Source organism: Methylocystis sp. IM3 (assembly GCF_038070105.1).
Taxonomy (GTDB): Bacteria; Pseudomonadota; Alphaproteobacteria; order Rhizobiales; family Beijerinckiaceae; genus Methylocystis.
The window spans coordinates 1,444,083-1,466,888 of record NZ_JBBPBZ010000002.1; the positions used below are offsets into that span (position 1 = coordinate 1,444,083).

At 60.9% G+C, this 22,806-nt stretch carries 17 protein-coding genes and 1 tRNA gene; 8 read left to right on the forward strand and 10 right to left on the reverse strand.

Annotated features, from left to right (window positions below; all coding sequences use genetic code 11):
* Nucleotides 1–80: 80 nt before the first annotated feature.
* Nucleotides 81–154, forward strand: a tRNA-Gln gene (locus tag WOC76_RS08840).
* A 113-nt stretch (nucleotides 155–267) separates the two neighbouring features.
* Here the strand turns inward: WOC76_RS08840 and WOC76_RS08845 are convergent.
* Complete coding sequence (locus tag WOC76_RS08845) at nucleotides 268–1,317, reverse strand: tyrosine-type recombinase/integrase (RefSeq protein WP_445730639.1); 1,050 nt, start codon at nucleotides 1,315–1,317, stop codon at nucleotides 268–270.
* Between the two features lie 350 nt (nucleotides 1,318–1,667).
* Between WOC76_RS08845 and WOC76_RS08850 the strand changes: the two genes are divergently transcribed.
* Nucleotides 1,668–2,816, forward strand: coding sequence for a patatin-like phospholipase family protein (locus tag WOC76_RS08850; RefSeq protein ID WP_341431378.1), 1,149 nt, complete (start codon nucleotides 1,668–1,670; stop codon nucleotides 2,814–2,816).
* Nucleotides 2,817–2,927: 111 nt separating this feature from the next.
* Nucleotides 2,928–6,578 (forward strand): nSTAND1 domain-containing NTPase, encoded by a 3,651-nt coding sequence (locus tag WOC76_RS08855; protein WP_341107510.1) that lies wholly within the window; start codon nucleotides 2,928–2,930, stop codon nucleotides 6,576–6,578.
* Between the two features lie 11 nt (nucleotides 6,579–6,589).
* On the opposite strand, the gene WOC76_RS08860 is transcribed toward WOC76_RS08855, so the two are convergent.
* A complete protein-coding gene (locus WOC76_RS08860) occupies nucleotides 6,590–7,624 on the reverse strand; it encodes an amino acid ABC transporter substrate-binding protein (protein WP_445730638.1) in 1,035 nt (344 codons plus the stop codon).
* Between the two features lie 302 nt (nucleotides 7,625–7,926).
* On the opposite strand from WOC76_RS08860, the gene WOC76_RS08865 reads away from it, so the two are divergent.
* From WOC76_RS08865 to WOC76_RS08880, 4 genes are all read left to right on the forward strand, one after another.
* Nucleotides 7,927–9,024 carry a helix-turn-helix transcriptional regulator gene (locus WOC76_RS08865; RefSeq protein WP_341107507.1) on the forward strand — a complete coding sequence of 366 codons (1,098 nt, stop codon included), beginning with the start codon at nucleotides 7,927–7,929 and terminating at the stop codon, nucleotides 9,022–9,024.
* 322 nt (nucleotides 9,025–9,346) lie between these two features.
* Nucleotides 9,347–9,994, forward strand: a complete 648-nt coding sequence (locus WOC76_RS08870; protein WP_341388029.1) for a hypothetical protein — start codon at nucleotides 9,347–9,349, stop codon at nucleotides 9,992–9,994.
* A gap of 304 nt (nucleotides 9,995–10,298) precedes the next feature.
* On the forward strand, nucleotides 10,299–11,048 hold the full coding sequence (locus WOC76_RS08875) for a L,D-transpeptidase (protein ID WP_341107504.1): 750 nt from the start codon (nucleotides 10,299–10,301) through the stop codon (nucleotides 11,046–11,048).
* A gap of 401 nt (nucleotides 11,049–11,449) precedes the next feature.
* The gene (locus WOC76_RS08880; RefSeq protein ID WP_341389807.1) at nucleotides 11,450–12,283 is read left to right on the forward strand and encodes an ROK family protein; all 834 of its coding nucleotides are present in this window, start codon (nucleotides 11,450–11,452) and stop codon (nucleotides 12,281–12,283) included.
* Nucleotides 12,284–12,318: 35 nt separating this feature from the next.
* Here WOC76_RS08880 and WOC76_RS08885 read toward each other — a convergent pair whose 3' ends face one another.
* The 7 genes from WOC76_RS08885 to WOC76_RS08920 all read right to left on the reverse strand — a co-directional run bounded on the left by WOC76_RS08885 (nucleotide 12,319) and on the right by WOC76_RS08920 (nucleotide 18,744).
* On the reverse strand, nucleotides 12,319–12,450 hold the full coding sequence (locus WOC76_RS08885) for a hypothetical protein (protein ID WP_341107498.1): 132 nt from the start codon (nucleotides 12,448–12,450) through the stop codon (nucleotides 12,319–12,321).
* A gap of 110 nt (nucleotides 12,451–12,560) precedes the next feature.
* Nucleotides 12,561–12,827, reverse strand: coding sequence for a hypothetical protein (locus WOC76_RS08890; RefSeq protein WP_341107496.1), 267 nt, complete (start codon nucleotides 12,825–12,827; stop codon nucleotides 12,561–12,563).
* Between the two features lie 8 nt (nucleotides 12,828–12,835).
* Nucleotides 12,836–14,830, reverse strand: a complete 1,995-nt coding sequence (gene feoB, locus WOC76_RS08895) for a ferrous iron transport protein B (protein ID WP_341107494.1) — start codon at nucleotides 14,828–14,830, stop codon at nucleotides 12,836–12,838.
* The gene (locus WOC76_RS08900; protein WP_341107492.1) at nucleotides 14,831–15,220 is read right to left on the reverse strand and encodes a FeoA family protein; all 390 of its coding nucleotides are present in this window, start codon (nucleotides 15,218–15,220) and stop codon (nucleotides 14,831–14,833) included.
* A 558-nt stretch (nucleotides 15,221–15,778) separates the two neighbouring features.
* On the reverse strand, nucleotides 15,779–16,153 hold the full coding sequence (locus WOC76_RS08905) for a response regulator (protein ID WP_341107491.1): 375 nt from the start codon (nucleotides 16,151–16,153) through the stop codon (nucleotides 15,779–15,781).
* A gap of 18 nt (nucleotides 16,154–16,171) precedes the next feature.
* Nucleotides 16,172–18,208: a PAS domain-containing protein gene (locus WOC76_RS08910; RefSeq protein WP_445928464.1), complete on the reverse strand. Its 2,037-nt coding sequence runs from the start codon at nucleotides 18,206–18,208 to the stop codon at nucleotides 16,172–16,174.
* On the reverse strand, nucleotides 18,187–18,744 hold the full coding sequence (locus tag WOC76_RS08920) for a heme NO-binding domain-containing protein (RefSeq protein WP_341107490.1): 558 nt from the start codon (nucleotides 18,742–18,744) through the stop codon (nucleotides 18,187–18,189). The genes WOC76_RS08910 and WOC76_RS08920 overlap by 22 nt, the downstream gene beginning before the upstream one ends.
* Before the next feature lie 241 nt (nucleotides 18,745–18,985).
* Here WOC76_RS08920 and WOC76_RS08925 point away from each other — a divergent pair, with 241 nt between their 5' ends.
* The gene (locus WOC76_RS08925; RefSeq protein ID WP_341107489.1) at nucleotides 18,986–19,654 is read left to right on the forward strand and encodes a response regulator transcription factor; all 669 of its coding nucleotides are present in this window, start codon (nucleotides 18,986–18,988) and stop codon (nucleotides 19,652–19,654) included.
* A 26-nt stretch (nucleotides 19,655–19,680) separates the two neighbouring features.
* Here the strand turns inward: WOC76_RS08925 and WOC76_RS08930 are convergent, their stop codons facing one another.
* Complete coding sequence (locus WOC76_RS08930) at nucleotides 19,681–22,389, reverse strand: PAS domain S-box protein (RefSeq protein WP_341431379.1); 2,709 nt, start codon at nucleotides 22,387–22,389, stop codon at nucleotides 19,681–19,683.
* Between the last annotated feature and the right edge of the window lie 417 nt (nucleotides 22,390–22,806).

The window sequence follows — 22,806 nt, forward strand, 5'->3', positions numbered from 1 at the left end:
CCCGGCCGTCGTCACAGAAACGGTTGACAGCGCCCGCGGCTCTCTCTAGATCACGATCCGCTGCGGCGCAAAGCCGCCGTTGGGGGATAGTTCAACGGTAGAACAGCGGACTCTGACTCCGTTAATCTTGGTTCGAATCCAGGTCCCCCAGCCAAGCCACTCGATGATCCCCGACGTCTTCCCGCGCCGCGCGCCTCGGCCCACGCTCAAGCCATGTTTAGCGCGGCTCTCGCGGTTCTGCGCTCTTCCTTGATCGGAAGCTGACGTTCATAGCCCCGCCGCCTTGGTGAGATTGACGCTGAAGCGATCGCGTTTGCGCTGATAGCGGCGAGTCATCTCGGCGCTGGCGTGGCCGAGGTGCCTTTGCACATGGGCCTCCTCGATCGTCGCCGAAGAAGCGAGCCCGGCGCGCAGGGAATGGCCGGAGAAGGCGCGACGGCGCTCGCCTTCGGGGAGATCGCCGCGCAGGCCGGCGGCCAGCGCCGTTTTCTGGACGAGGCGGGCGACATGCTTGTCTGAAAGGCGCTCCGACCCGACGCCGCCGTTCTTGCGGGCGATGGGTCGGAACACGGGACCCCGCGTGATCCGCCCGAGTTTGAGCCAGATTTCGAGCATGGCGACGGGGCAGGTGAGGGGAGATGAGCCGCGGCCGATCTCCACTTCGCGCCAGCCGGTCTTGCCGTTGATGGTCAGGAGCAGGCCGCCGCCGTTCTCGTCGGGGCTGACGATCTCGATCCAGCCGGCTCCGTCTTCGGTCTGACCGGGCCCGCAGTCGAGGCCCACGATCTCGGAGCGGCGCAGGCCGCCGGCGAAGCCGACGGCGAGAAGGGCCCTGTCACGCAAGTCCCGCAAGTCGTTGCCGAGGGTTGCCAGCATGGCGAGAAGCTCGTCGGCGAAGATCGCCTCTTTCTGGACGGGCGGGCGGGCGTGAGTGCGACGGATGCCGGCCAGCACCGTGGCGACATGCGGATCCGTCGTGTCGAGAGGCCGCTGGAGCTGGCGATAGCGCCAGCAAATTCCCGACAGCCGGCGCTCCAGCGAGGAGACGGAGAGCGCCGGCCGGCCGGGCGCGGGGGTCATGCAGGCGGCGAGATAGAGGCCGATGGTTGCGGGATTCGGGGGCAGGGGGTCGAGGCCCTCCCGGCGCAGCCAGGAGGCGAAGTGCCGCCAGTCGGCGTCATAGGCCCGCTGTGTATTTTCCGATCGGGCGGCGCGGGCGTAGTCGCGCGCCTTTTGGGAGAGCGCCGAAAATTGGGGCGCGGTCGGTTCCTCGACGCGCGACAGGCCGCCCATCCCCTCCTTTTCGCCTTTGGCCATCTCAGATCCTCGTTTGCGCGCTTTCCAAATTCGACGCCTCGGCGCTGCCCGCGCGGCCCGAACGCGCGCATTTGGCGCTGAATGGTGGGCGTAGATTATCGGACATTTCGAAGGCCGGACAAGCCCGGCGGAGTTTGGCGCAAATCGGTTGCCAAAGCGCCGTTAGCGGTCAGCGCGAGGCCGCTTGGGCGCCGGCGCCCCGCGCTATCGAGAATTGGGGGCCACGCGGAGCCGATACGCTTTTTCTGGCAAAAACTGGCCGGCGCCGTAAGGCGCGCTAGCTCACCCGACGGGTGAAGTTCGCTCTTCTCGCGGCGGATTTCCGGTCCTCGTCAGCAAGCTCGATTGAAATGGATGCCTCCTTCACCTGCCCCCGTGACCGCCACCTCTTCAGCGCGGGGAAAAAGCGCATTCTCTCGCTCGATGGCGGCGGCGTTCGAGGGGCCATCTCGATCGCCTTTCTGGAGCGGATCGAAAATCTGCTTGTCGAAATCGTAGGGCGGAGCGTGCTGCTGTGCGACTATTTCGATCTGGTCGGGGGAACCTCGACCGGGGCCATCATCGCCGCGGGGCTCGCAACCGGATTCTCGGCCGGCGAAATGCACGCCTTTTACGAGAAGCTCGCGCCGAAAGTCTTCAGATCGTCGATATTTCACATCCCCGGCTGGCGCGCGAACTTCGACGGGGCGGCGCTTCACGAGGAGCTGGACAAGACCTTTTCCCATTGCTCGCTCGGCTCGGAGATACTGAGAACCGGCCTGTGCATGGTTCTCAAGCGGCTCGACACGGGGAGTTGCTGGATCGTGATGAACAATCCGCGATCCATGTTCTGGGAGACGCCAAACGACAATTCATTCGTTGGAAACAGCTATCTTTCACTGCCCGACATCATCCGCGCGAGCACGGCGGCGCCCTTCTATTTCGATCCGCAGACTATCGAAATCGTCAAGGGAATGGACCCGGGGCTCTTTCTCGACGGCGGCCTGACGCCGCACAACAACCCCTCGCTTGCGCTCTTTCTCACCGCTGTCCTGCCGCCCTATCGCCTTGAATGGAAGACGGGAGTCGAAGACCTCTTCATCGTATCGATCGGGACAGGCTCCTGCCGCCCGAAGCTCACGACCCGGGAAGCGCAGAGATCCCCGGCGATCCTACTTGCGATCAACGCTCTTGCCGCGCAAATATCGGATAATCAGGAATTGACGCTCATGCTCATGTCCTGGCTCGGGGAGTCGTCGCTGCCCTGGCCGATCAATTCCGAGATCGGGGATCTGAAAGACTCTACGCCCCCCTTCGGCAAGCTTTTTCGCTACTATCGCTATGACATAAAGCTCGAAGGCCAGTGGCTCGCGCAGAACACGGGCGTCTCCCTGACCGAAAACGACATCTCAAAGCTTCGCCAGATGGAAAACCCGGCGAACATCCCCTCGCTTTACAACCTTGGGCGCATCGCCGCGCAACAGCAGATCACGCGCGAGATGCTTGAGGCGATGCTCTGACGACAAGCGGAACGGCGGCTTGCCGGGAGCGGAACGCCCGTTATCTGAAGCATGGTGACGGGAGGTCTGAATGGCGGACGCGCGCCTGCCTTCGGGCCGTGGGCGCAAGTGATGTCTCGTATATTCCTCTCTCATTCGAGCAAGGATAATTTCGCGGCGGTCGCGGTGAGCGACTGGTTGAAGGGGGAAGGCTGGAACGACGCCTTTCTCGATCTTGATCCTGTCGAAGGAATTGCCGCCGGCGAACGATGGGAGCGCGCGCTCTACACGCAGGCGACGGAGTGCGAAGCGGTCATCTTTCTTGTTTCCCGCAGCTGGCTCGGCTCGGAATGGTGCCGCCGCGAATATGAACTCGCGCGCAAGCTGAACAAGCGGGTTTTCGTCGCCCTCATCGAAAATATCGCCGTCGGCGACCTTCCGTCGTATCTAACGCAGACGCATCAGGCGGTCTCGCTGGCCGCCGGGGAGGACCATCAGGTCTTCAATCCCCGGATGCCGATCACCCATGAGGTCGGCTACGTCACCTTCTCGCGGGAAGGTCTCGAGCGCCTCAGACGCGGGCTCACGCAAGTCGGACTCGATCCGCGGTTTTTCGCCTGGCCCCCCGAATCCGATCCCGGACGCGCGCCCTATCGGGGGCTGGAGCCGATAGACGCCGCCGACGCAGGCATCTTCTTCGGTCGGGATGGCCCGATCATCGAAGTTCTCGACACCTTGCGCGGCTTGCGTGAAGCCGCGCCGCCGCGCCTCTTCGTCATACTCGGCGCCTCGGGGGCCGGGAAATCTTCATTCCTGCGCGCTGGGCTGATCCCCAGGCTGTCGCGGGACGACCGGAACTTCTTCGTCCTGCCGGTGATCCGCCCTGAGCGCGCTCGGATGAGCCGCTCGGAAGGTCTGGTTTCCGCGCTGGGCGAGGCGGTCATGAAGGCCGGCCTCTCGGCGACTCGGGTTGAAATTCGCCGCGCGGTGGCAAGCGACCCGCCGGCGCTGCGGCGTATTCTCTCCAGTCTGGTCACCCGGCCCGGCGGCGATAAGCCTCCGACGGTGGTGGTGACCATCGATCAGGCCGAGGAGCTGTTTCGCACGGATACGGAGCCGGAGAGCGACAAGTTCCTGACGATCCTGCACGACCTCGCGACCTCGGATGAACCGGCCGTCATCGTGATTTTCGCGATCCGATCGGACAGCTATGACGCTCTGGAGCGGGCCAGGCCGCTGGAAGGGCTCAGCCAGCACACATTCGCCTTGCTGCCCATGCCGCGTGGGGCCTACCAGACAATCATCGAAGGGCCAGCAAAACGCCTGCAGCAGGCCGGTCGGAAATTCGAAATCGATCCGGCGCTGACCGAAGCCTTGCTCGAGGACATTGAGAAGGGTGCGGGGAGCGACGCGCTCCCGCTGCTGTCCTTCACCCTTGAGTTGCTGTATCGCGAGCACGAGGCCGCGCGGCGGATCACGCGCGAGGATTACGAAAATTTCGGGCGGCTGAAGGGCGCGATCGACGCGGCGCTGGCGCAGGTTTTTCTGGAAGCGGACGCCGACCCGAGGATACCCCAGGATCGCAACGCCCGGCTTGCGCTGCTCAGGCGCGGATTCATCCCCTGGCTCGCGGGCATCGACCTCGACAGCAAGACCCCGCGCCGCCGTGTGGCGCTGGCCTCGCAAATCCCCGAGGAGGCCCGTCCGCTCATCGACCTCCTGGTCGAGCACCGGCTCTTGACGCGCGACGTCGACAAGGAGAGCGGCGAAGCAACCATAGAGCCCGCCCATGAGGCCTTGCTGCGGCAATGGGGCGGCCTCAAGGGCTGGCTCGAGGAAGACTTCGGCCTTCTTGCCACTTTGGAAGGAATCAAGCGGGCGGCATGCGACTGGGACGCAAATGCGCGCGCCGTCGCATGGGCGGCGCATGGCGGAACCCGGCTGGCTGAGGCGGGCCGGCTGGACACGCGCCCCGATCTCGCCGCCCTGCTGAACGTAGTGGACCGCGCCTATCTCGCGGCGTGCCACGAAAAGGACGAGGCCGCCCACGAAGCCGAAGAAGCGCGCCATCGCACCGAGGCGGCGCTCGCGCGCGAAAAGATCGAGAAACTCGCCGAACATGTTCGCGCCACCCGGCGGATCGCCTTGATATGTGGAATCGGGCTCGCGATCACCATGACTCTCGGGGGGATCGCGGGGTGGGAGTGGAAGATCGCAAGCGCACGGCTCAAGGCGGCGACCGAAACGGCGAACCAGCTCGTGAGCAATCTGGCGTATAAATTCAAGAATGTATCCGGCGTTCCCGCATCTTTGATTCTCGCTATTCTCGAAACTGTGAACACCTTGCAGATCCGGCTGATGGCGGACGGCGCGGACAGCGTCGACCTTCGTCGCGTCCACGCCGCCGCACAGGAGGAGACCGTGGACGCCTGCCTCGCCATGGGGAAGACCAAATGCGCGTTCGACGCCGCCACAGAGGCGATCGCCTTTCGCAGCGAACTGGTAAAATCGAATCCCCAGGATTCAGAAATGCGGAGCGAGCTCTCGATCGCCTACGCCAAAATGGGAGACGTGAGGGCGCTTCAGGGAGCGATCACCGACGCGCTCAATTATTACCTCGAGGTGCGCGCACTTGCCGAGAGCGTCTCGCGCAGCGATCCCTCGAACGCCACTTGGAGGCAGATTCTGTCTTTCAGCTACGAAAAGATAGGCGACGGGAGGATAGAGCAGGGAGATTTCAAGGCCGCATTCGCTTCCTATCGAGACAGTCTCTCCCTCCGCGAGGCGCTTTCGGCGGCCGACCCTGCGAACGCCGAACTCAAGCGCGATTTGTCCGTGAGCTATCTGAATATTGGCGACGCGCAGCTGGCCCAGGGCGACCTTCTCGGCGCCCTGAAGGCTTATTATGACAGCCTCGGCCTCATATCGGCTGTCGCGCAAATCGATCCGCTCAATACGCGATGGCGGCAAGACCTCGCGACGAGTTATGAAAAAGTCGGCGACGCGCAGATTGCGCGGGACGATTTCGCCGCGGCCGAGAAATCCTATCGCACGAGCTTTGGCCTCAGGGACGCGCTCTCCGAAGCCGATCTTGGAAACGCCGGCTGGCGACGCGATCTCGCTGTCAGCTACAACAAGATCGGCGACGTCCTTAAGGCCGGCTCCGACTTCGATGGCGCATTGAAATCCTACCAAAAAGCCTTTGATATTATCAAAGTGATCGCGGCGTCGGATCCGGAAAACGGCGAATGGCGGCGAAATCTCGCGGCGAGCAACGCACGCATCGGCGATCTCTGGTTTGCGCGCGGCGATTATGCTCAGGCGCTCGCTTTCTACAAGAACGGTCACGGGATCATCTCGGATCTCGCGGCGGCTGACCCTGTCAACGTGCGTTGGCGGCAGGACCTGGCCAGTTACAGTGAGCGCATCGGCAATTCCCTCCTCAACCTGAACGAAACGGCAGACGCTGTGGCAGCGTTCGAGACCATGACCGGCGCCTATGAGGCGCTGCTCGACGCCCGTCCCGATGATGTCCCGCTACGGCAGTCGCTCGTTCTCCAGCATCGGAGACTCGCGCATCTCGACAAGGCAGGGGTGAGGCGACACATCGAAGCGGCCGTCAAAATCCTGCAGGACCTTTCAACATCGAGCCGCCTCGACTCCAATCAGCGCAGATGGGTGGCCGTGATGCGAACCCAACTCGGCGTCATAAATCAATTCGGTCCGGGCGCCGCGGCTTCTGGCGCAATCGCGCGCGCCGGGGCCCAGAGATCGCTGAACTGAATCCTGGCAGCTCACCGGATTGGCGGGGCGTATTGAATTCCGCCGACGCTCCACAGCTGATTTAGCCCGCGCTCGATACCAAGCAGCGACTTCGCGCCCAGATTACGATCCAGGACCTCGCCGTAATTTCCGACCGACCTGACGATGTTTACGCCCCAATCAGGCGAGAGGCCGAGTTGTCTGGCGAAGTCTCCTTCTGCGCCCACGAAGCGTTTGATGGCTGGCTTGCTGGAATTCAGCGCCTCTCCGACCGTCTTGCTCGATATGCCGAGCTCTTCGGCGTTCAGCATCGCGAAATGCACCCATTTGACGATGTTCAGCCATTGCACGTCATCCTGACGCACGACCGGTCCCAGCGGCTCCTTTGAAATGATGTCGGCCAAAATGACATGGTCGCCTGGCTTGGCGAGAAGGAGCCGTTGCGCATACAGCTCGGAGACGTCGCTTGTGAGGACGTCGCATTGCCCCGCCTCATAAGCGGCGACGGACTCCCCGACGGTCTTGAAGCGGAGAGTTTCATATTTGAGATTGTTCGACTGAAAGTAATCGACGAAATTCAGCTCGCTCGTCGTTCCCGCCTCGACGCAGACCTTGCTGCCGTCGAGCTCCAGCGCCGAGAGCAGATTTCGTCGCTTCGGCGCGAGAAATCCCTGACCGTCATAATAGGTCGTTCCAGCGAAAATGAGGTTGAGGGTCGCCTCGCGCGACATGGTCCAGGTCGAGTTCCCCAGCAGGAGATCCACTTTCCTGGCTTTCAGCACGTCGAAGCGTTCATTGGCGAGGACAGGAACGAACCGCGCTTTTGTGCTGTCGCCGAAGACCGCCGCGGCAACCGCGCGGCAGAAATCGACGTCGAATCCCGACCATTCTCCCCTGTCGTCGGCGACGGAGAAACCGGGGAGCCCATTGCTCACGCCGCAGATGAGCGCCCCACGGTCTCTGACCGTCTTGAGCGTTCCTGCGCTGACTGCGGAGGCGGGCAGGGCGGCCATTACGGCAAGAATTAAAGCTCCAATGGCGAAGCCAGGACGAAAAAGCGCATTCATCTCGCCTGTCGACCCCCGCTTCCAACTCGGACCGAAATTCGCATCGACATTCAAACTAGTGCGGGCCAGGTCGCCTGGGAGCCCTCCTCGCAAGGTGCGTGGTCGTCCGCAGGAATGGGCCGCTTCGCGACCTTCCCGCTCGGGACAAAATACGTGCGTCCAATATTTAAATTCATCAAAACCTCGGGCGTGACCACCCGAACGCTCCGGCTCTAACCCCGAATGAAACAGTCGCGCTTGGCGGTCGTTTTTCTGTTCGATAAAAACGAAAGATAATTCTTATTGGACGAGTATTGCCGCCTATGCCGGATTACGAAACGGTCGTTGATAAAATTTATGAAGCGGCCACTGACGCCAGGCTATGGTCGCAAGTAATGCACGATCTGGCAGGCGCGGCGGACGCCGCGGCCGGAGTCATTCTCACGCGTAGGGCCGACGCCTGGACAGGGTGGCGCGCGTCCTATGCAATGTCGGCGCAACAGACCGAAGCATGGATTACCGGCGGCACATTGCGCAGCCAAGCCACCGCCCGACTCCTTGGCGCCGATCGCGCAGGATTCGTCGCCGAGCAGGAAGCCTTCACCGAAGACGAGTGGCTTAGCGATTCCATCATGACCGAGTGGTGCGGGCCACTCGGTTTGCACCATTGTGCAGCGACGGCAATTCCCGTTCCGAGCGGCGATCTGGTCGTGGTGCAAGTCAACCGCAGCATTGGGAAGGAGCCTTTCGACCGCGAGGACATCGGCCGGTTGGATGCATTTCGTCCGCATCTTGCGCGCGCGGGTCTCCTTGCAGCGCGATGGCGGCTGCAGCGATTGAGAGCGGCCGCAGAAGCTCTAGCGCTGATAGGGTTGCCTGCCGCCATCCTCGATGCGGATGGCAAAGTGCTCTCGGCCAATGCCCTCATCCAGGCTCTCTCGTCGTACCTGACTTGGTTGCCCAAGGACCGGATTGCGCTCGTGGATCCGGCGGCCAACGCCTTGTTGCGGCGCGCCTTGGCGGATCTGCGCAGTCCCGCCGCAACCTCTGTTCGCTCCTTTCCGGCCAAAGGCGTGACCGAGACGCCAGTCATTGTGCATCTTGTTCCGGCGACAGGCCAGGCGCGCGACCTGTTTGACGGCGGATTTGGAATATTGGCGATCACGCCGCTCGCCGCGCCGTGCGCTCCGGACCGGGCCCTCCTTCAAGGATTGTTCGATTTGACCGCCGCAGAGGCGCGAGTCGCTAGTCGAGTCGCCGAAGGCCTCGCCCTCGATGAAATTGCCGAGCAGCACAGCGTGAGCGTTGGCACGGTTCGCAGCCAGGTAAAATCGATCTTCGCCAAAACCGGGGTCGAACGCCAATCGCAACTCGCCGCGCTGCTTGCAGCACAAGTCACGGTGCCGTTCAAGACGCCCTAGCACATAACTCAGCCGTATCGGTGCTGCGCGCCGCGGAGGGATTCAATCCTTTCCGCCGGGTCCAATAAAAAGGGAGAGGCTTGTAGCGGCCTCTCCCGGCTGAAATAACTTTGTTGTTACAAGGCAATTCAAGCGAAAACGCGCCAGGAGCGCATCCCTCGTTTGGGAGATGACGTCTTTGAGAACGGGTCCTGGCAGAGATAACTGACTTGAAAGCAGCCGCCGACTTTCAAATTGCCCGGCGTATCTCTCATTTGGGGGATGACAAGCAATTCCGAGCCAGTTGGATTCCAGGGTGAGTTATTTTCAGAAACGAGAGAACATGTGCAAAAACATTCTTCTTCTCAGCTGTGCGCTTACCGGCATCGCCGGGGCGGCCTTTCCCGCGCGCGCTGCTTGTACTGTGCCGAACGGACTTTATGTTGGCGTCGCCAGCGGAATAGGAAACGTTCCGGCTCCGACCGGCGGCGGGAACTACACTAATCTCGTGAGCGCGGCATGGACCGTAAACTTCACCGGCAATGTTACTGTTGGCACAATCACGGGTGGAGCGATAACGAACAATGTGAAGCTCATGAGCCTTCCGACCGATCCGAACGGAGCTCTGGATACAAGCGCGACTCCGCTTCGCCCATTTGCTCCGGGAGGCGGGGTCTCTTCTGGTTTCCGAATTTATGCGGGCGCCATCGCCTTTGGCGCGCAGACTGTTTCGACCGGGTCGCCGCCGGCCACTGGGCCAGTGGTCAATACGTTCTACAAAGGCACATGCACTGGCGTTCTTGCCTCCACCTCAACCAACAGCTCAAGCTACATAACTCCCCTGGGCTCCGCGAAAGCCACCGCGGGAACCGGCACGGCTACCTCTCAATGGATTTACACCGTCACCAACAGCGGTGCGGTTGTCACGATAACAAATGCTGGCAATGACTATAATATGCCTGGGCTGACGCTCAGGCTGGAACATCCCTAAATATGCGATCAAAGCCTCGCTGATGAGGCGGGGCTTTTTTATTCCCTCGACTGACCATCGGCGAGGAGGGCATGCCGGGCTTGTAAGAGAGCGGCCTCACGCCAGCTTGTCCGTTTCCGCCGAGCCTGCGAGGCAATGCCGCGGATATGGGGGGCGCCTGAGGCGGAGCTTGCCCTTTGCTTGACCAGTCTCGACGTGGTCCGGTCGAACGGGATGCCCCCCGAAGGCCGGGGGCGAGGCTCCCATGTTCACGGCTCGGTTTTGCGGCTATGATTTCGTTAAATCAGTCGAGACGGAGTCGCGGATGCCTCTCACCAAGCTTCGCATTACGGCCGGGATTGTTTCAGCTCTGGCAGGCGCGTCCCTAGCTGGTTGCGCAAGCACGCAACCGACTCCCGCGTTCAGCACCGCTACGGTTGCGCCAACGCGCCAGATTGAGCCCGTCGAGCAAGCGGTCAGGACGGATGCAGTCGCTCCGGCCGGCGCCGCCGTCTACGCCGAGCACAAGGATGCAGGTTTCGTCGTTCCCGCGGTCAAGCCGGGGCAAGTCGACTCCGCTTTCCTTCGCAGACAGGTCGCCTATTCAACCAAGGAGCCGCCAGGCACGATCGTCGTAGATCCGGCGCATCACTACCTCTACCACGTGGAGGACGGCGGACGAGCGACCCGTTATGGCGTGGGCGTCGGGCGCGAAGGCTTTGCCTGGGCCGGCGAAGCGACCATCAAGAGCAAGCAAGAATGGCCGGACTGGTATCCGCCAAAGGAAATGGTCGAACGCAGACCCGACCTGAAGAAGCAGTTGACCGAGCTTCAAAGCGGTCTCGGCATGCATGGCGGACCCAGCAATCCTTTGGGGGCGCGGGCGATGTACCTCTGGCAAGGGGACAAGGACACGCTGTTTCGCATCCACGGCACGAATGAACCCTGGACCATCGGACAGAGCCAGTCGTCGGGCTGCATCCGCATGATCAATCAGGACGTAATGGACCTTTACGAGAAGACCCCGGTTGGCGCGCGCGTCGTCGTCCTGCCCACCAGCGTCGCAAGGCGGTAACCGCTGGGGCAATGCACTGACGACACGCCTGGTTTCAAGACGCAGATAGGATGGTAGGCAACGCCATCATCAGTGGCGAAGGCCGCGGGGCGGATGGCGAACCGCGCTTGATCGCCGAACTGGCTGATCCCACAATAGTCGGGTGCGGAACCGCCTTCGATGCGCCTGCATATGAAACGGGACGACGATATGCCGCTAAATGTCCCGGGAACAAGAGGCGAGACTGAGGGTCAATTAATCTCGCATTGAAGGCGATATGCAGCGAGCCGACGTGAGGGGAGACCGGCAAATCGTCTCCGAGGCGTCCCCGGCGATGCCAGAAGCACGGCTGTTGCTGCGTTGTTCACGGTTAACTTCGCCGACGGTTTGAAGCCCTCCGGCAGCCAGGAGACCGCGTGGCCATGTTCGTGATGATCGACATCGGCGGAACCAAGACGCGGATTGGCTGCGCCCACGATTTTGAAGGTCTCTCCGCGGTCGAAATTTTTCCGACGCCTCGCGCTTATTCCGAAGGCTTGGGCGCGCTGGTGGAGGTCGTGAAAAAAATCGGAGGCGGAACGCTTACAGGCATAGCTTTGGGCGCGCCGGGCGTTTTATCGCAAGACAAGCGCCGCATTCTCAATGTGTCCAATCTTACCGACTGGAACGGGGCCGCTCTCGCCGACGATCTGGAAGCGGCTTTGGGCGCGCCCGCGATCATGGAAAACGATACGGCTCTGGTCGGTCTCGGCGAGGCTACGATCGGGGCCGGGAAGGGCGCCGACATCGTCGCCTATGTCACGATCTCGACCGGGGTGAATGGCGCGCGCGTCGTGGATGGCGCGCTGGATCGCGCCGCATCCGGATTCGAAATCGGCGGGCAGCTCCTAGGCCGCGACGCCAGCGCCAGCACGCTGGAGGAGCTCGTTTCGGGCCGGGCGATCGAAGAGCGTTTCGGCGCGCCGCCCGCGACATTGGGCAAGGAGCACCCGGTGTGGGAGGAACTCGCGGAAATCGTCGCGGTGGGGCTTCATAATACGATCGCTTACTGGTCTCCCGAAAGGATCGTCCTTGGCGGCTCGATGATGGGAGAGGTCGGCATTCCATTCGATCGGATCGAAGCCCACCTCGAGCGGCTCAAATCTAAAAATCCGATACTGCCCGAAATCGTGTCCGCAACTCTGGGCGATCTCGGCGGCTTGTGGGGCGGTCTCGTTCGCTTGCGGCCCCTTTCAAGCTCTACGACGCTCATGTAGACGAGTCTGCTTGCGGGCGGCTTTCGCGAAGAAAATTACGGATCGACGCAGTAACAGGCGCTGCCATCGAAATTGTTGAAGCCTTCGGGCGCCGCAGAGGCGGTCGTGGCAAAGCCGATGCTCAGGGTCAGGGCGATGGCGGCGAGGATGGCGTTCAACTTTGTCATGATCGGCTCCTGTTGGTTCTCTTTCGTCTTTCGATGATCCAACAGTAACGGCAGGCGCTCTGGCCGTAAGTGCGGCGGCGCACGTCTCTGGCGCCCATCGGAGCGAACAGTCATTTCGACAGTCGACGGGCGGCCGCAATGCCCTTTTCGGTGAACGCCCAGAGGGGAGGCGCCTTGAAGAAGCGGCAGGCCTCTTTCGCGGCGCAGTCGCCGCAGGGCGTATCGCAGGGCGCGCTCACGGATTTCAGATAGCCCTGGCGTTCGAGTTCGAAAAAGAGAGTTTTAGCCAAGCCGGGGCTGATCGAGAGGTCGCGCGCGACATCGCCTTGCGAGATTACGCTCCGTTTCGCCGCCAGCCTGAGGATCACGTCGAGCATCGGGCGCCTCAGGCTAGAAGCCAGTTCACGGCCTGATAGGAGATTGCGCCGGCGGTCATGGCGATCACGAGCAGCAGCGCGACGCTGAAGAAGGTCCAGGCCCAGCTCCCAGTTTCTTGTCGCATGGCGGCGACCGTCGCCGCGCAAGGGATGAACAGCATCGTCGTCACCAGAAAGGAAAGGCCGGCCGCGACCGTCACCGATTGCGCCAGGGCGCCGGCGAGCGAGCCACCCTCCGCGCCATAGATCACGCCGAGCGTCGCAATGGCGTTCTCCTTGGCGACAAAACTCGTGAACAGGGCGACTGTGAGACGCCAGTCGAATCCCAGAAGGCGGCCGATGGGCTCCAGCATCTGGCCGAGTTCGGCAAGATAGCTCGTATTGATCGAGCCTGCCGGAAAATAAGCGAGAAACCAGACCGCCGTTGAGACCGCGAGGATCATGGTGCTCGCCCGGCGCAGGAAAGACCAGGTATGCGCCCACATATAGAGCCCGATCGTTCTCGGATTTGGCGAATGATAGAGGGGTAGCTCCATGACGAATGAAACGCGGGCGTCGCGGAACAGCGTGTGGTTCAGGATGGCGCCGAGGGCGGCAAGCACGGCGATGTTCGCCGTAACGAGAGCAAGCGAAACCCAGAGGGCGTATTTGCCGAAAAAGACCGGCGCGAGAAAAGCCAGCACGGCAAAGCGCGCACTGCACGGAATGAGCGGCGCAAGCAGAATGGTGAGCAGGCGTCCCGCAGGAGATTCAATCACGCGCGCGCCGACGATCGCCGGAACATTGCAGCCGAAGCCCAGACAGAAAGGCAGAAAGCTTTTTCCGTGCAAGCCGATTCTCTGCATGAACCGGTCCGTCAGATAGGCCACGCGAGCGAGATAGCCTGTGTCTTCGAGAAAGCCGAAGATCGCATAGAACACGAGAAGGAGCGGCAGGAACGTCATGACGAGCCCCGCGCCGCCGAGAACGCCGTCGGCAATGAAATGAGAAAATGCGGGAGGCGCGCCTGCAAGAGCGACGGTCGCGAATTCCCGCAGAGGCAGAACGACTCCCATTTCCAACAGGCGTTGAAGCGGCCAGGCGACGGCGAAGGTCAAAGCGAAAGTAGCGCCGAGAACGAGGAAGAGAATGGCCATTCCCGCAATAGGGTGCAGCGCGAGACGATCGAGCCTCTCTGTGAGACTCGCGTCCCGTGGCGCCGCACGCCGCACCGCCGCCTTTACCATGCGGTCCGCCCAGAGATAGCGCCCGCCGACGATCTCGAGCGCCGCGTCTTCTTCTTCGCCCAAAAGCGCTTCGATCGCCAGCCAGTCTTGCTGTGGGGTCGATTGCCGAGTGAGCGCGACGATCTCCACATCTCCTTCGAGCAGTTTGAGAGCGGCCCATCCGGATTTGTATGGCTCTGGCGCATGCGGCCCAATCAGCCTGTCGAGCTTCCTCACCGTGCGCGCGAGCTTCGTCGTCAGTGCGGGGCGCGCGGGATGGAAGACCGCGCGGTCGTCCGCCAGAGCCACGGCGGCCGACAGCAAATCTCGAACCCCTGCGTTCTCGACGGCCGTGATCGGCACGACCGGCAGACCGAGGTTCGCTTCGAGAACGACAGGCATGATGTTGACGCCTTCGGCAGTCGCAACGTCCATCATGTTGAGACCGAGCGCCACAGGAGCGGGCAGTTCCAGCAATTCGCCGAGGAGATAGAGATTACGATCGAGCGCCGCGGCGTTTGCGATCATGATCACGACGTCGGGCTTTTCCTTTATGATGTAATCTCGGGCAATCCTCTCTTCCTCCGAACTCGCGGTGAGGCCGTAGGCGCCGGGAAGATCGACGATCTGGATCCGCCTCCCCGCGAAGTCGATCCATCCCTCTTTCCGCTCGACAGTCTTTCCCGCCCAGTTCCCGACGTGCTGACTGAGGCCGGTGAGCATGTTGAAGACCGTCGATTTGCCGACGTTAGGTTGGCCCGCGAGCGCGATGCGCAGGACTGTTGCGTCTTTTGTCATTCAAAGACATTCCACGAGGATCGTTTTCGCTTCTTCATAGCCGATGGCGACGAGCGTGTTCCGAACGCGGATCAGCGTAGGCCCACGGCGTCGGGTTTGCACGACGTCGGCTGCCCCGCCGACACAGAGCCCGAGCAGCATGAGACGGCTGCGCAGTTCGCGGTCGCCGCACAAGGCGCGCAGAACAACCTTTTCACCGGCCCGGACCTGATCGAGCGAGAAAGCTCCGATAATGGCGCGCATGGCGGTTTGCCGTTTCCGGATGAACGCGAAGAGGCGGCCATTCTGCCCCAAAGCGCCGGCAAATGCAGCCTCGTTCGTGCGCGTCTGGAGTTGGAGAAGATAGCCGATCCGCGCGCGAATGGTAGAGCAGGAGCTCGAGTCGCTCAACCGGCTGGTCGAGCAGCGGACCACGCTGGCGCGCCCCGACAGCGGCGCTCGCATCCTTCGATACGTTAAGCTCTGGCTCGCCCGCGTTTCCGAAGGCGCGTCATCCGGCCGCGCTCCCTTCGTCATTTCGCCTGGCCGCCAGGTCACGCGAGTGGCGCCCAAAACTTTTACAAATTTGCGGCGTGCGCTAGAAAAGTCTTGCGGTCCTATCTGAGGAGCACCGAGATGCCCTGGCGACCCGAAGACGCCCCGAGGCATACCCATAAGGCGGACACTGCCCATCTTTGTCGCCTTTGGGCCGAAGTCGCCAACAGCGTTCTGGCTGAAACCGGAGACGACGGCCATGCGATCAGAGCCGCCAACGCGGCCGTCGCGCGCGAAGGCGCCGCACAGGCGATGGGAGGTTCGTTATCGACGCACGGAGCGGATAGGAGGGCGACGCCAAGAAAGTCCAAGTGAGAACGCTGTGCGTCGCTCTGGCGGCCAGTAATCAGGCCTTCGCGGGCTGGATGTGATTTCGGGGGCAGATCGGCGGCGCGAAGCGTTTCTTATCTCGCGTCAGCTTTCGAGAATATCTTTGAGCTGATGCGCATCCACTGGTTTGACGAGATGAAGATCAAAGCCTCCCTGAATGGTGCGTTCACGGTCTTCACATCGCCCCCAGCCGGTAAGAGCGATGATTCTGACGTGTCGGTCGCCCTGGCAGGCGCGAAGTGCGCGCGCGGTCGCATAGCCATCCATTTTTGGCATGCCTATATCGAGAAATACCAGGTTGTGGGAGGAAACCGAAAACTCCTTGACTCCCGACTCTCCCGAATAGGCGACGGTAACCTGCGCGCCGAAGCGCCGGAGAACCATTGCGATCGTGTCGGCGCAATCTGAGTCGTCGTCTATGACGAGAACGCGTTTCTGCTCGGTCGAGGCGGGCGCCATAATGTCGTTGCTTTCCTGCTAACTTGCGACCGCGAGCGGAATGCCGACGAAGAATTCGCTTCCCATTCCGATTCCAAGGCTCGTAGCCCCGACGCGCCCGTTGTGAAGTTCAGTTATGGTTCGCGCCAAGGCGAGACCAATTCCTATTCCTCCCCTTGCTTCTCGTGTGCCATATTCGACCTGAGCGAACAAGTCCCATATGGACGCAAGTTTTTCCGGTGGAATTCCGCGCCCATTGTCTTTCACTCTTACGATGGCCTCTGCGCCTTCGATCGCGACACTGAGAGAGATAACCCCGCCAGGCGGCGTATATTTGATCGCATTTTCCAGCAGATTCGCGAAGACTTGCACCAACCGGACACTGTCGCCTGAGACCGGCAAGGGAGGCGTCGGCGCCTCGTAGGTCAGCTGGTGACCCTGTTTCAAAAGCAGCGGGCGGACGAGGTCCAGGGCCTGAGGCAGGACGTCGAGGAGATCTATGTTCTCCTTCTTGAGTCTGATCTTGCCGTGCGTGATTCTGGCGACTTCGAGAAGGTCGTCGACGAGCCTTACCAGATGATCAACCTGACGCTCGGCGATCCTGAGCGCGGCAAGATTTTCGTCCCGCATGAGGTCATCGGCGTCGGACATTTGCACGAGTTGCAGAGCGGATTTGATGGGAGCCAGCGGGTTACGCAATTCATGGGCCAGCGTTGCGAGAAACGCATTCTTTCTCTGGTCCGCTTCACCGAGCAGGAGAAGCCGCCTCTGATCTGTGACCTCCTCGACGAGCAGGGTCATTCCCGAGACTTCACCCTTCTCGTCGAACGCGGGACACCAGCTTTCGTTGAAATAACGTCTGCTATGTTCGGCAGACGAAATATACGTCACATCTTCGTAGCGTGCGGGGCGCCGTGTCCGGATGACATTTCGCGCCTCCCGCTCGATGCGCGTCGCGAACGACGGAACGACTTCGCCGACGCTCCGCCCGATATGCTCCTCTACTCCAACCCCGTTGATCTCGGCGAGGTATCTATTCACTCGCCGATATCGCAAGTCCTTGTCCAGATAGCACAGGCCGATTGGGGCATTATTATAGATCCATTCGAGCTCGTCCCGTTGCCGGTGTGCTTCGTCGCGTTGCCGACGCGCTTCCATCTCGCGCCGGCGCAGCCGTTTCTCAGCCTGTTTCTTTTCGGTGACGTCTCGCCCGATCGCCATCAGACTGGCGACCTCCCGGGCGTCATCTCGAAGACGTTGCACCTCGATGGAAAGCCAGTAGCAGCTCCCGTCGCGCCTGAACTGGGGAAGTTCTTTGTGAAAAATGAGCCCTTTGTTCAATAGATTCTCGGCGTCGCTGAATGAAATTGGCTCCGCCGCCGAATGTATCAGGAAATCCCAAAGCTTCTCCTGGCGCACATCCAAGGCTGACCATCCCGTCATACGGGTGAATGCTTCGTTGACCCATTCGAAGCGCATCTCGCCATCCGTCAGGATGACGGCGTTGTCAGTCGAGGAAGCAACGAGCGCGAGCTTGCGAGCGCGGGCTTCTTGCTCGATCAGTTGCTCTCGCTTCGCCACGAGCTTGGCGTTGAGCTGGCGCAGATCATTGGCCGCGGTCTGTTGGGTTTGCAGAAGCAGAAGAAGGTCGAGAGTTTGGTCGTGGACAGCAAAATCGCCGAGTGCGAGGCCATGGGCGGCGATTTGATCTGGACTTGTCATCCATGGCGTTCCAAGAAAAACGCCGAGACCGAGTTGCTCGAGTGGCAGATAGCCGCCTCTCAGCAGGCGCTGGTTGGTCCTGTCCTCGAGAACGAAAAGCTGATCCCTGTGGTCGTTGAAGAACGAGGCTGAAAGCTCACCGTGCGGCCGGACCAATCGTAGAGCGTCAGTCAAATTTTGTGCGGGCTCGACGCAGGGGCAGACCTTGCGAAGCGACGGGCCGACTTCGACGATCCTATTCTGAGCGTTCCAAGCCAAATAGAAAGGGAAGGCGCGGAGAAATTCGCGCACGGGGATATTGCCCGCGAGCGCAGAAGTCGGCGTCTCGGCGTTCATTTCACGGGTTCTTCCCATCGAATCTCGAATATGTCGTGATCCGCTCCGTCGTCCTTCGCTGCGACGAGCGCAATGTCGACGGAAACGTTATGCAACTCGCCGAGGCCTCGCAGCAAGCCGACCATAAAATTGGTCAGGCCAGGCCGTGTGGTGAAATAATGCAACCGCATGGAGTTATCCGTCACGTCGGTGCAGGCGAACTCTGGCGGTTTGAGTTGGGGGTAAAGCAGAAGGATACGCGTATGGAAATCCGGCAGGTTCAGGAGGAAATCCTTCAAGCCCGTGTAGCCTGACACAAGGAGAGGACCGTAATATTTGACGCCAGTCTCGAGGACCCAGTGCTTGCCGAACTGGATCAGGAAATCCTCTATTCGGCAGTCGAGAACGTCGCAGGCCGCGTAAATCAACCGATAGCTGAGTTCGTCGGGGTAGGGCTCGGTGGAAATCAGAAAATCGGCCTCAACGCCTGCCGTTTCCTGGACGGCCTCCCATTTGGCCACCCCATAGTTCGAGACGATGAGATCGCCGATTGCATTTGTGACGATGCCGTACACCTTGCCCGATCCTCCCTGGACCGATGGAATAAGCGTAACGATAATCAACGACTTCTAATGCGTTCCTGGCTATCGGTCAAGGTAGAGGCAGGCGAAGGGCTGAGAAAAACCGGGTTGCTTGAGAAGAAATCGGTTACTATGAAGGGCGCGACGCAAAAACCTGTCTTGGACATTTTCTTGCCCGATAAGCGCCTTATACTTGTGAATTAACGTGGCTTAACAATACTCTAGCAGGGGCAACATGATCGCTGCCGCGAAGAAGATTATCGTGGTCGAGGATGACGACGATTTGCGGGAGACCATCGTTTATGCGCTGGCGTCCGACGCACGCAGCGTTACCGGCGCTTCGAGCGCGAAGGAATTTCGCGAACTGGCGGCGAAGGAACACTTCGATCTGGCGATCGTCGATATCAACCTTCCGGACGACAGCGGTTTCGCCATCGTCAGATCGTTACGCGAGACGACAGCGACGAAAATTATCGTCCTGACGGGACGGGACACCATAACGGACCGTGTCGAGGGATATACTCACGGGGCCGACATCTATATGGTCAAGCCCACGTCTCAGGCCGAGTTGCTGGCTGCGGTAGAGTCGCTGCTGCGCAGGGAAAAGCCGAAATCAGCCGAACGCGGGTGGCGGATAGACGACGACGACGGGTCCCTGCGCGCCCCTGGCGGGCATAAGGTTACGCTCGGTCTACGCCAGACGGCGTTCATGAAGCGTCTGATGCGCTCACCGGAGAAGGCGGTCAATCGCAACGAGTTGCGTAAGGTGGTCGGCATCGACGACGACAGCAGCCGTGCGCTGGATATGTTTGTCGCTCGCTTGCGGCGCGATATCGAACAGCAGGCCAAATGCAAGGCGCCGATCGAGACCGTCCCGCGGCAAGGCTTCGCCTTTCGTCGTTGAGCGCCGTCGGGTCCGTCCGCCTCGAGTCAGTCAGGTCGGGCGGTTGGATCGAGAGGCAGCGTCACGGTGAAAACGCTGCCAAAGCCTTGCCCTTCACTTTTGGCGGATATTGCTCCTTCGTGCAGCTGCACCAGTTGCCGGGCGAGCGCGAGCCCAATTCCGAGGCCTTCCGCCCTTCTCTCTGTTCCGTGCCTCATCTGCTGGAAAAGTTCGAAGATGGCGTTCAGTTGATCCGCCGGTATGCCAATTCCATTGTCGGACACTTCGACGATCGCGTCCTTGCCGCTTCGTGCCGCTCTCACTTTGATGATGCCCCCAACGTCTGTGAACTTTGCGGCGTTATCGAGAAGATTGACGAAAACCTGAATCAGGCGCACCGAGTCGCCGATGACGGGCAGCGGTTCGCACGAGATGTCCGAGACTAACGTAATGTTTTTCTTTTCGACCTTGGCTCGGATGAGGTCAACGGCGTCCCGGATCAAATCCGAAAGATCGACGGGGCCTTTTCTGAGCTCGATCTTACCTGAGGTTATCCGAGAAACCTGAACGAGATCCTCGACCAGCCTGGCGAGATGCCTGCCTTGCCTGATGGCGCGCCCAAGCGCGAGCAGGTCGTCCTCTCTGGCGAAACCGCCGGCACGCAGATTTGCATCGACATTTTCGATTGCGAGGTTGATCGTCGCCAATGGATTGCGGAGCTCATGCGCCAGTGTAGCCAGAAACTCGTTTTTTCGCTGATCCGCCTCCCTGAGGACTTGAAGATGCTCCTCGATCTGGTTCTGGAGACGCTTGCGTTCGGTAAAGTCCATGACCATGGCCAACGCACCTGAATAGGCGTCTTCCTCGAAAATCGGGCAACAGGAAAGCACGGCCCAAAGCTCCGATCCATCCTTGCGTCTGAACTTGAAGTCGTGGGTCTCGATTATGCCCGCCTTGCGATCCAGGAGCTTGTGTGCTGCGATATTCAACCATTCCTCGTCCATGAAGCCCCTGAAGTCGCGACCGCGCATCTCCTCCGTGGTGTAGCCCAGCATTTGAGCCATCTTGGGATTGACGAAGCTCGTCTTCGCATCAGCATCAATCAGCCAGATGCCCTCCTGCAAGGTTTCCACGATCCTGCGATATCGGTCCTCCGATTTTTGCAGCAGCGATTGCTGTGCGTCCTTCAGCGCCGTTATGTCCCACAAGGCGCCAATAGCACCTCTCGGACGGCCATCCTCTTCGAACAAGACCATTCCTCTGGATCGCAGCCAGCGGATCTTGCCATCCTGGCTGCCGGCGATGCGGCATTCGGAGTCGATCTCCCCGCGCCCGGCGAAAGCGTCCTGCACAATCTCTTCGTAAGAATCCCGATCTTCCGGAACGATCTGCTCGAGGAATCGCTCGAAGCTGGGCGTTGCTCCAGGCGGCAGATCGCATATTCTGCGGTATTCTTCATTGATCCAATATTGCTCGGCTCTGAGATCCCAGTCCCAGATGCCGATACGGGCGACCGCTTGTGCGACCTTCAGCCGCTCGGAACTTTGCCGCAGCGCCTGATCCGCTTTCTTGCGCTCGGTGATCTCCTCGACAACGACGCCGAAGCCTCTGATGTCGCCGGTATTCCCGAAGAACGGATACCAGCTTTCGCGAAAATGCCGCGCGGCGCCCGGCTGGCTGGGGGTTTCGGCCACGATCTCCCTGTTGGTGAGAGGCTTTCGGGATGCGAGAATTTCTTGCATCGCCACCCGGGCGCTGGCTGCGATTGCAGGAGCGGTCTCCTCCAATGTCCGCCCGACCAGTTGTTCAGGCGTAAGCCCTCCGAAAGCCGCGAGATGGCGGTTGACCCGCAAATAGCGCAACTCTCGATCAAAAAAGCAAAGGCCGATTGGGGCGTTATTATAAATCCACTCCAACTCTTCCTTTTTCTCGCGCGCCTTTGCCTCGCTTCGCCGCAAGGCTTCTTCCAGAGTTTTTCGTTCATGAATGTCGACGTGCGTGCCGACGGCGCGAACGGGCGCCCCGGACTCGTCGCGCTCCACGACTTTCCCTCGGCTCATGATCCAGCGATATGAGCCGTCCTTGGCGCGCATTCTGAATTCGATAGAGTAGAAGCCGTGTGCTTCGATCAGGTGGCGGGCCATCGCCGCAACGCGGTCGCGATCATCCGGATGCAACAGACTTTTCCAGAAGTCGAGACTGCCTGAGCCCCAGTCGGATGCGTCATAGCCCAGCATTGTGTAATAGGAGGGGCTGTAACTGGCCTCGTCGGTTCGAAGGTTCCAGTCCCATATGCCGTCGCTCGTCGCCTCGATTGCGAAGCGGTAGCGCTCCTCGGATTCCCGAAGGGATTTCTCGGCCTTTTTGCGCGGCGTGATATCTTCCACGTAGGCGACAATTCCCAGGATGTCGCCATTTTCATCGCGCCAGGGCCGTGTTTCCGTTCTCACCCATTGAACATCCCCGTGTGGCAGGGTGAGTTGGTCGTCCTCACGAATGACGACCTCGCCGGCGAGCGCACGACGAGAGACCTCTCTCCATTTCTCGTCGCGGAGATCAGGAAAAACATCGAAAACGGATCGACCCAGAATGCCGCTGCCAAGCTTTCGCTCCCTGAGCCACCTCGGGCTTGCGGCAATGTAGCGTAAGTCGCGATCCAACAGAGCCATTGCGACGGGCGCTTGCTCGATGAACCGGCGGAGCTCTGCCCCCTTCATTAACGGGTCCTCTTTGGCGAATATGGTCGGCGCACGCATCGGTACGCGGGTCTGGCCGCTCCCGCCGAGAAGCTAGCGTTGCGAGAATCTCCTTGGCAAGCCGAGGTCCACGCTCTGAATGTCGCACCGGCGCGCATCTGGACATATCTCAATGAGCGGAGCGGCAGGCAGCCCGGCGTGTCCTGGTCGTATACGACCTTTGCAAGAAAGAGGGAAAAATCCGCCGTCCGGTCAATACCAAGGCCAGTCGAACAGCGTCTCTTCGTTTTGGGTGAATGGCTTGGGGGGAGATGGCCGTCGGAGCCTCGGTCTCGCATATGAGCCGGCGGCCCGTGGGGGCAAACAAGTGACCCGGCTCTTTGGTAAAGCTTGGCGGGCTGCGGGGGCGAGAACCGTCGGGTTGATCTCCGATTGCGCAGAAGCGACCGTCGCGCACATCGCGCCAAGGGCGGAATA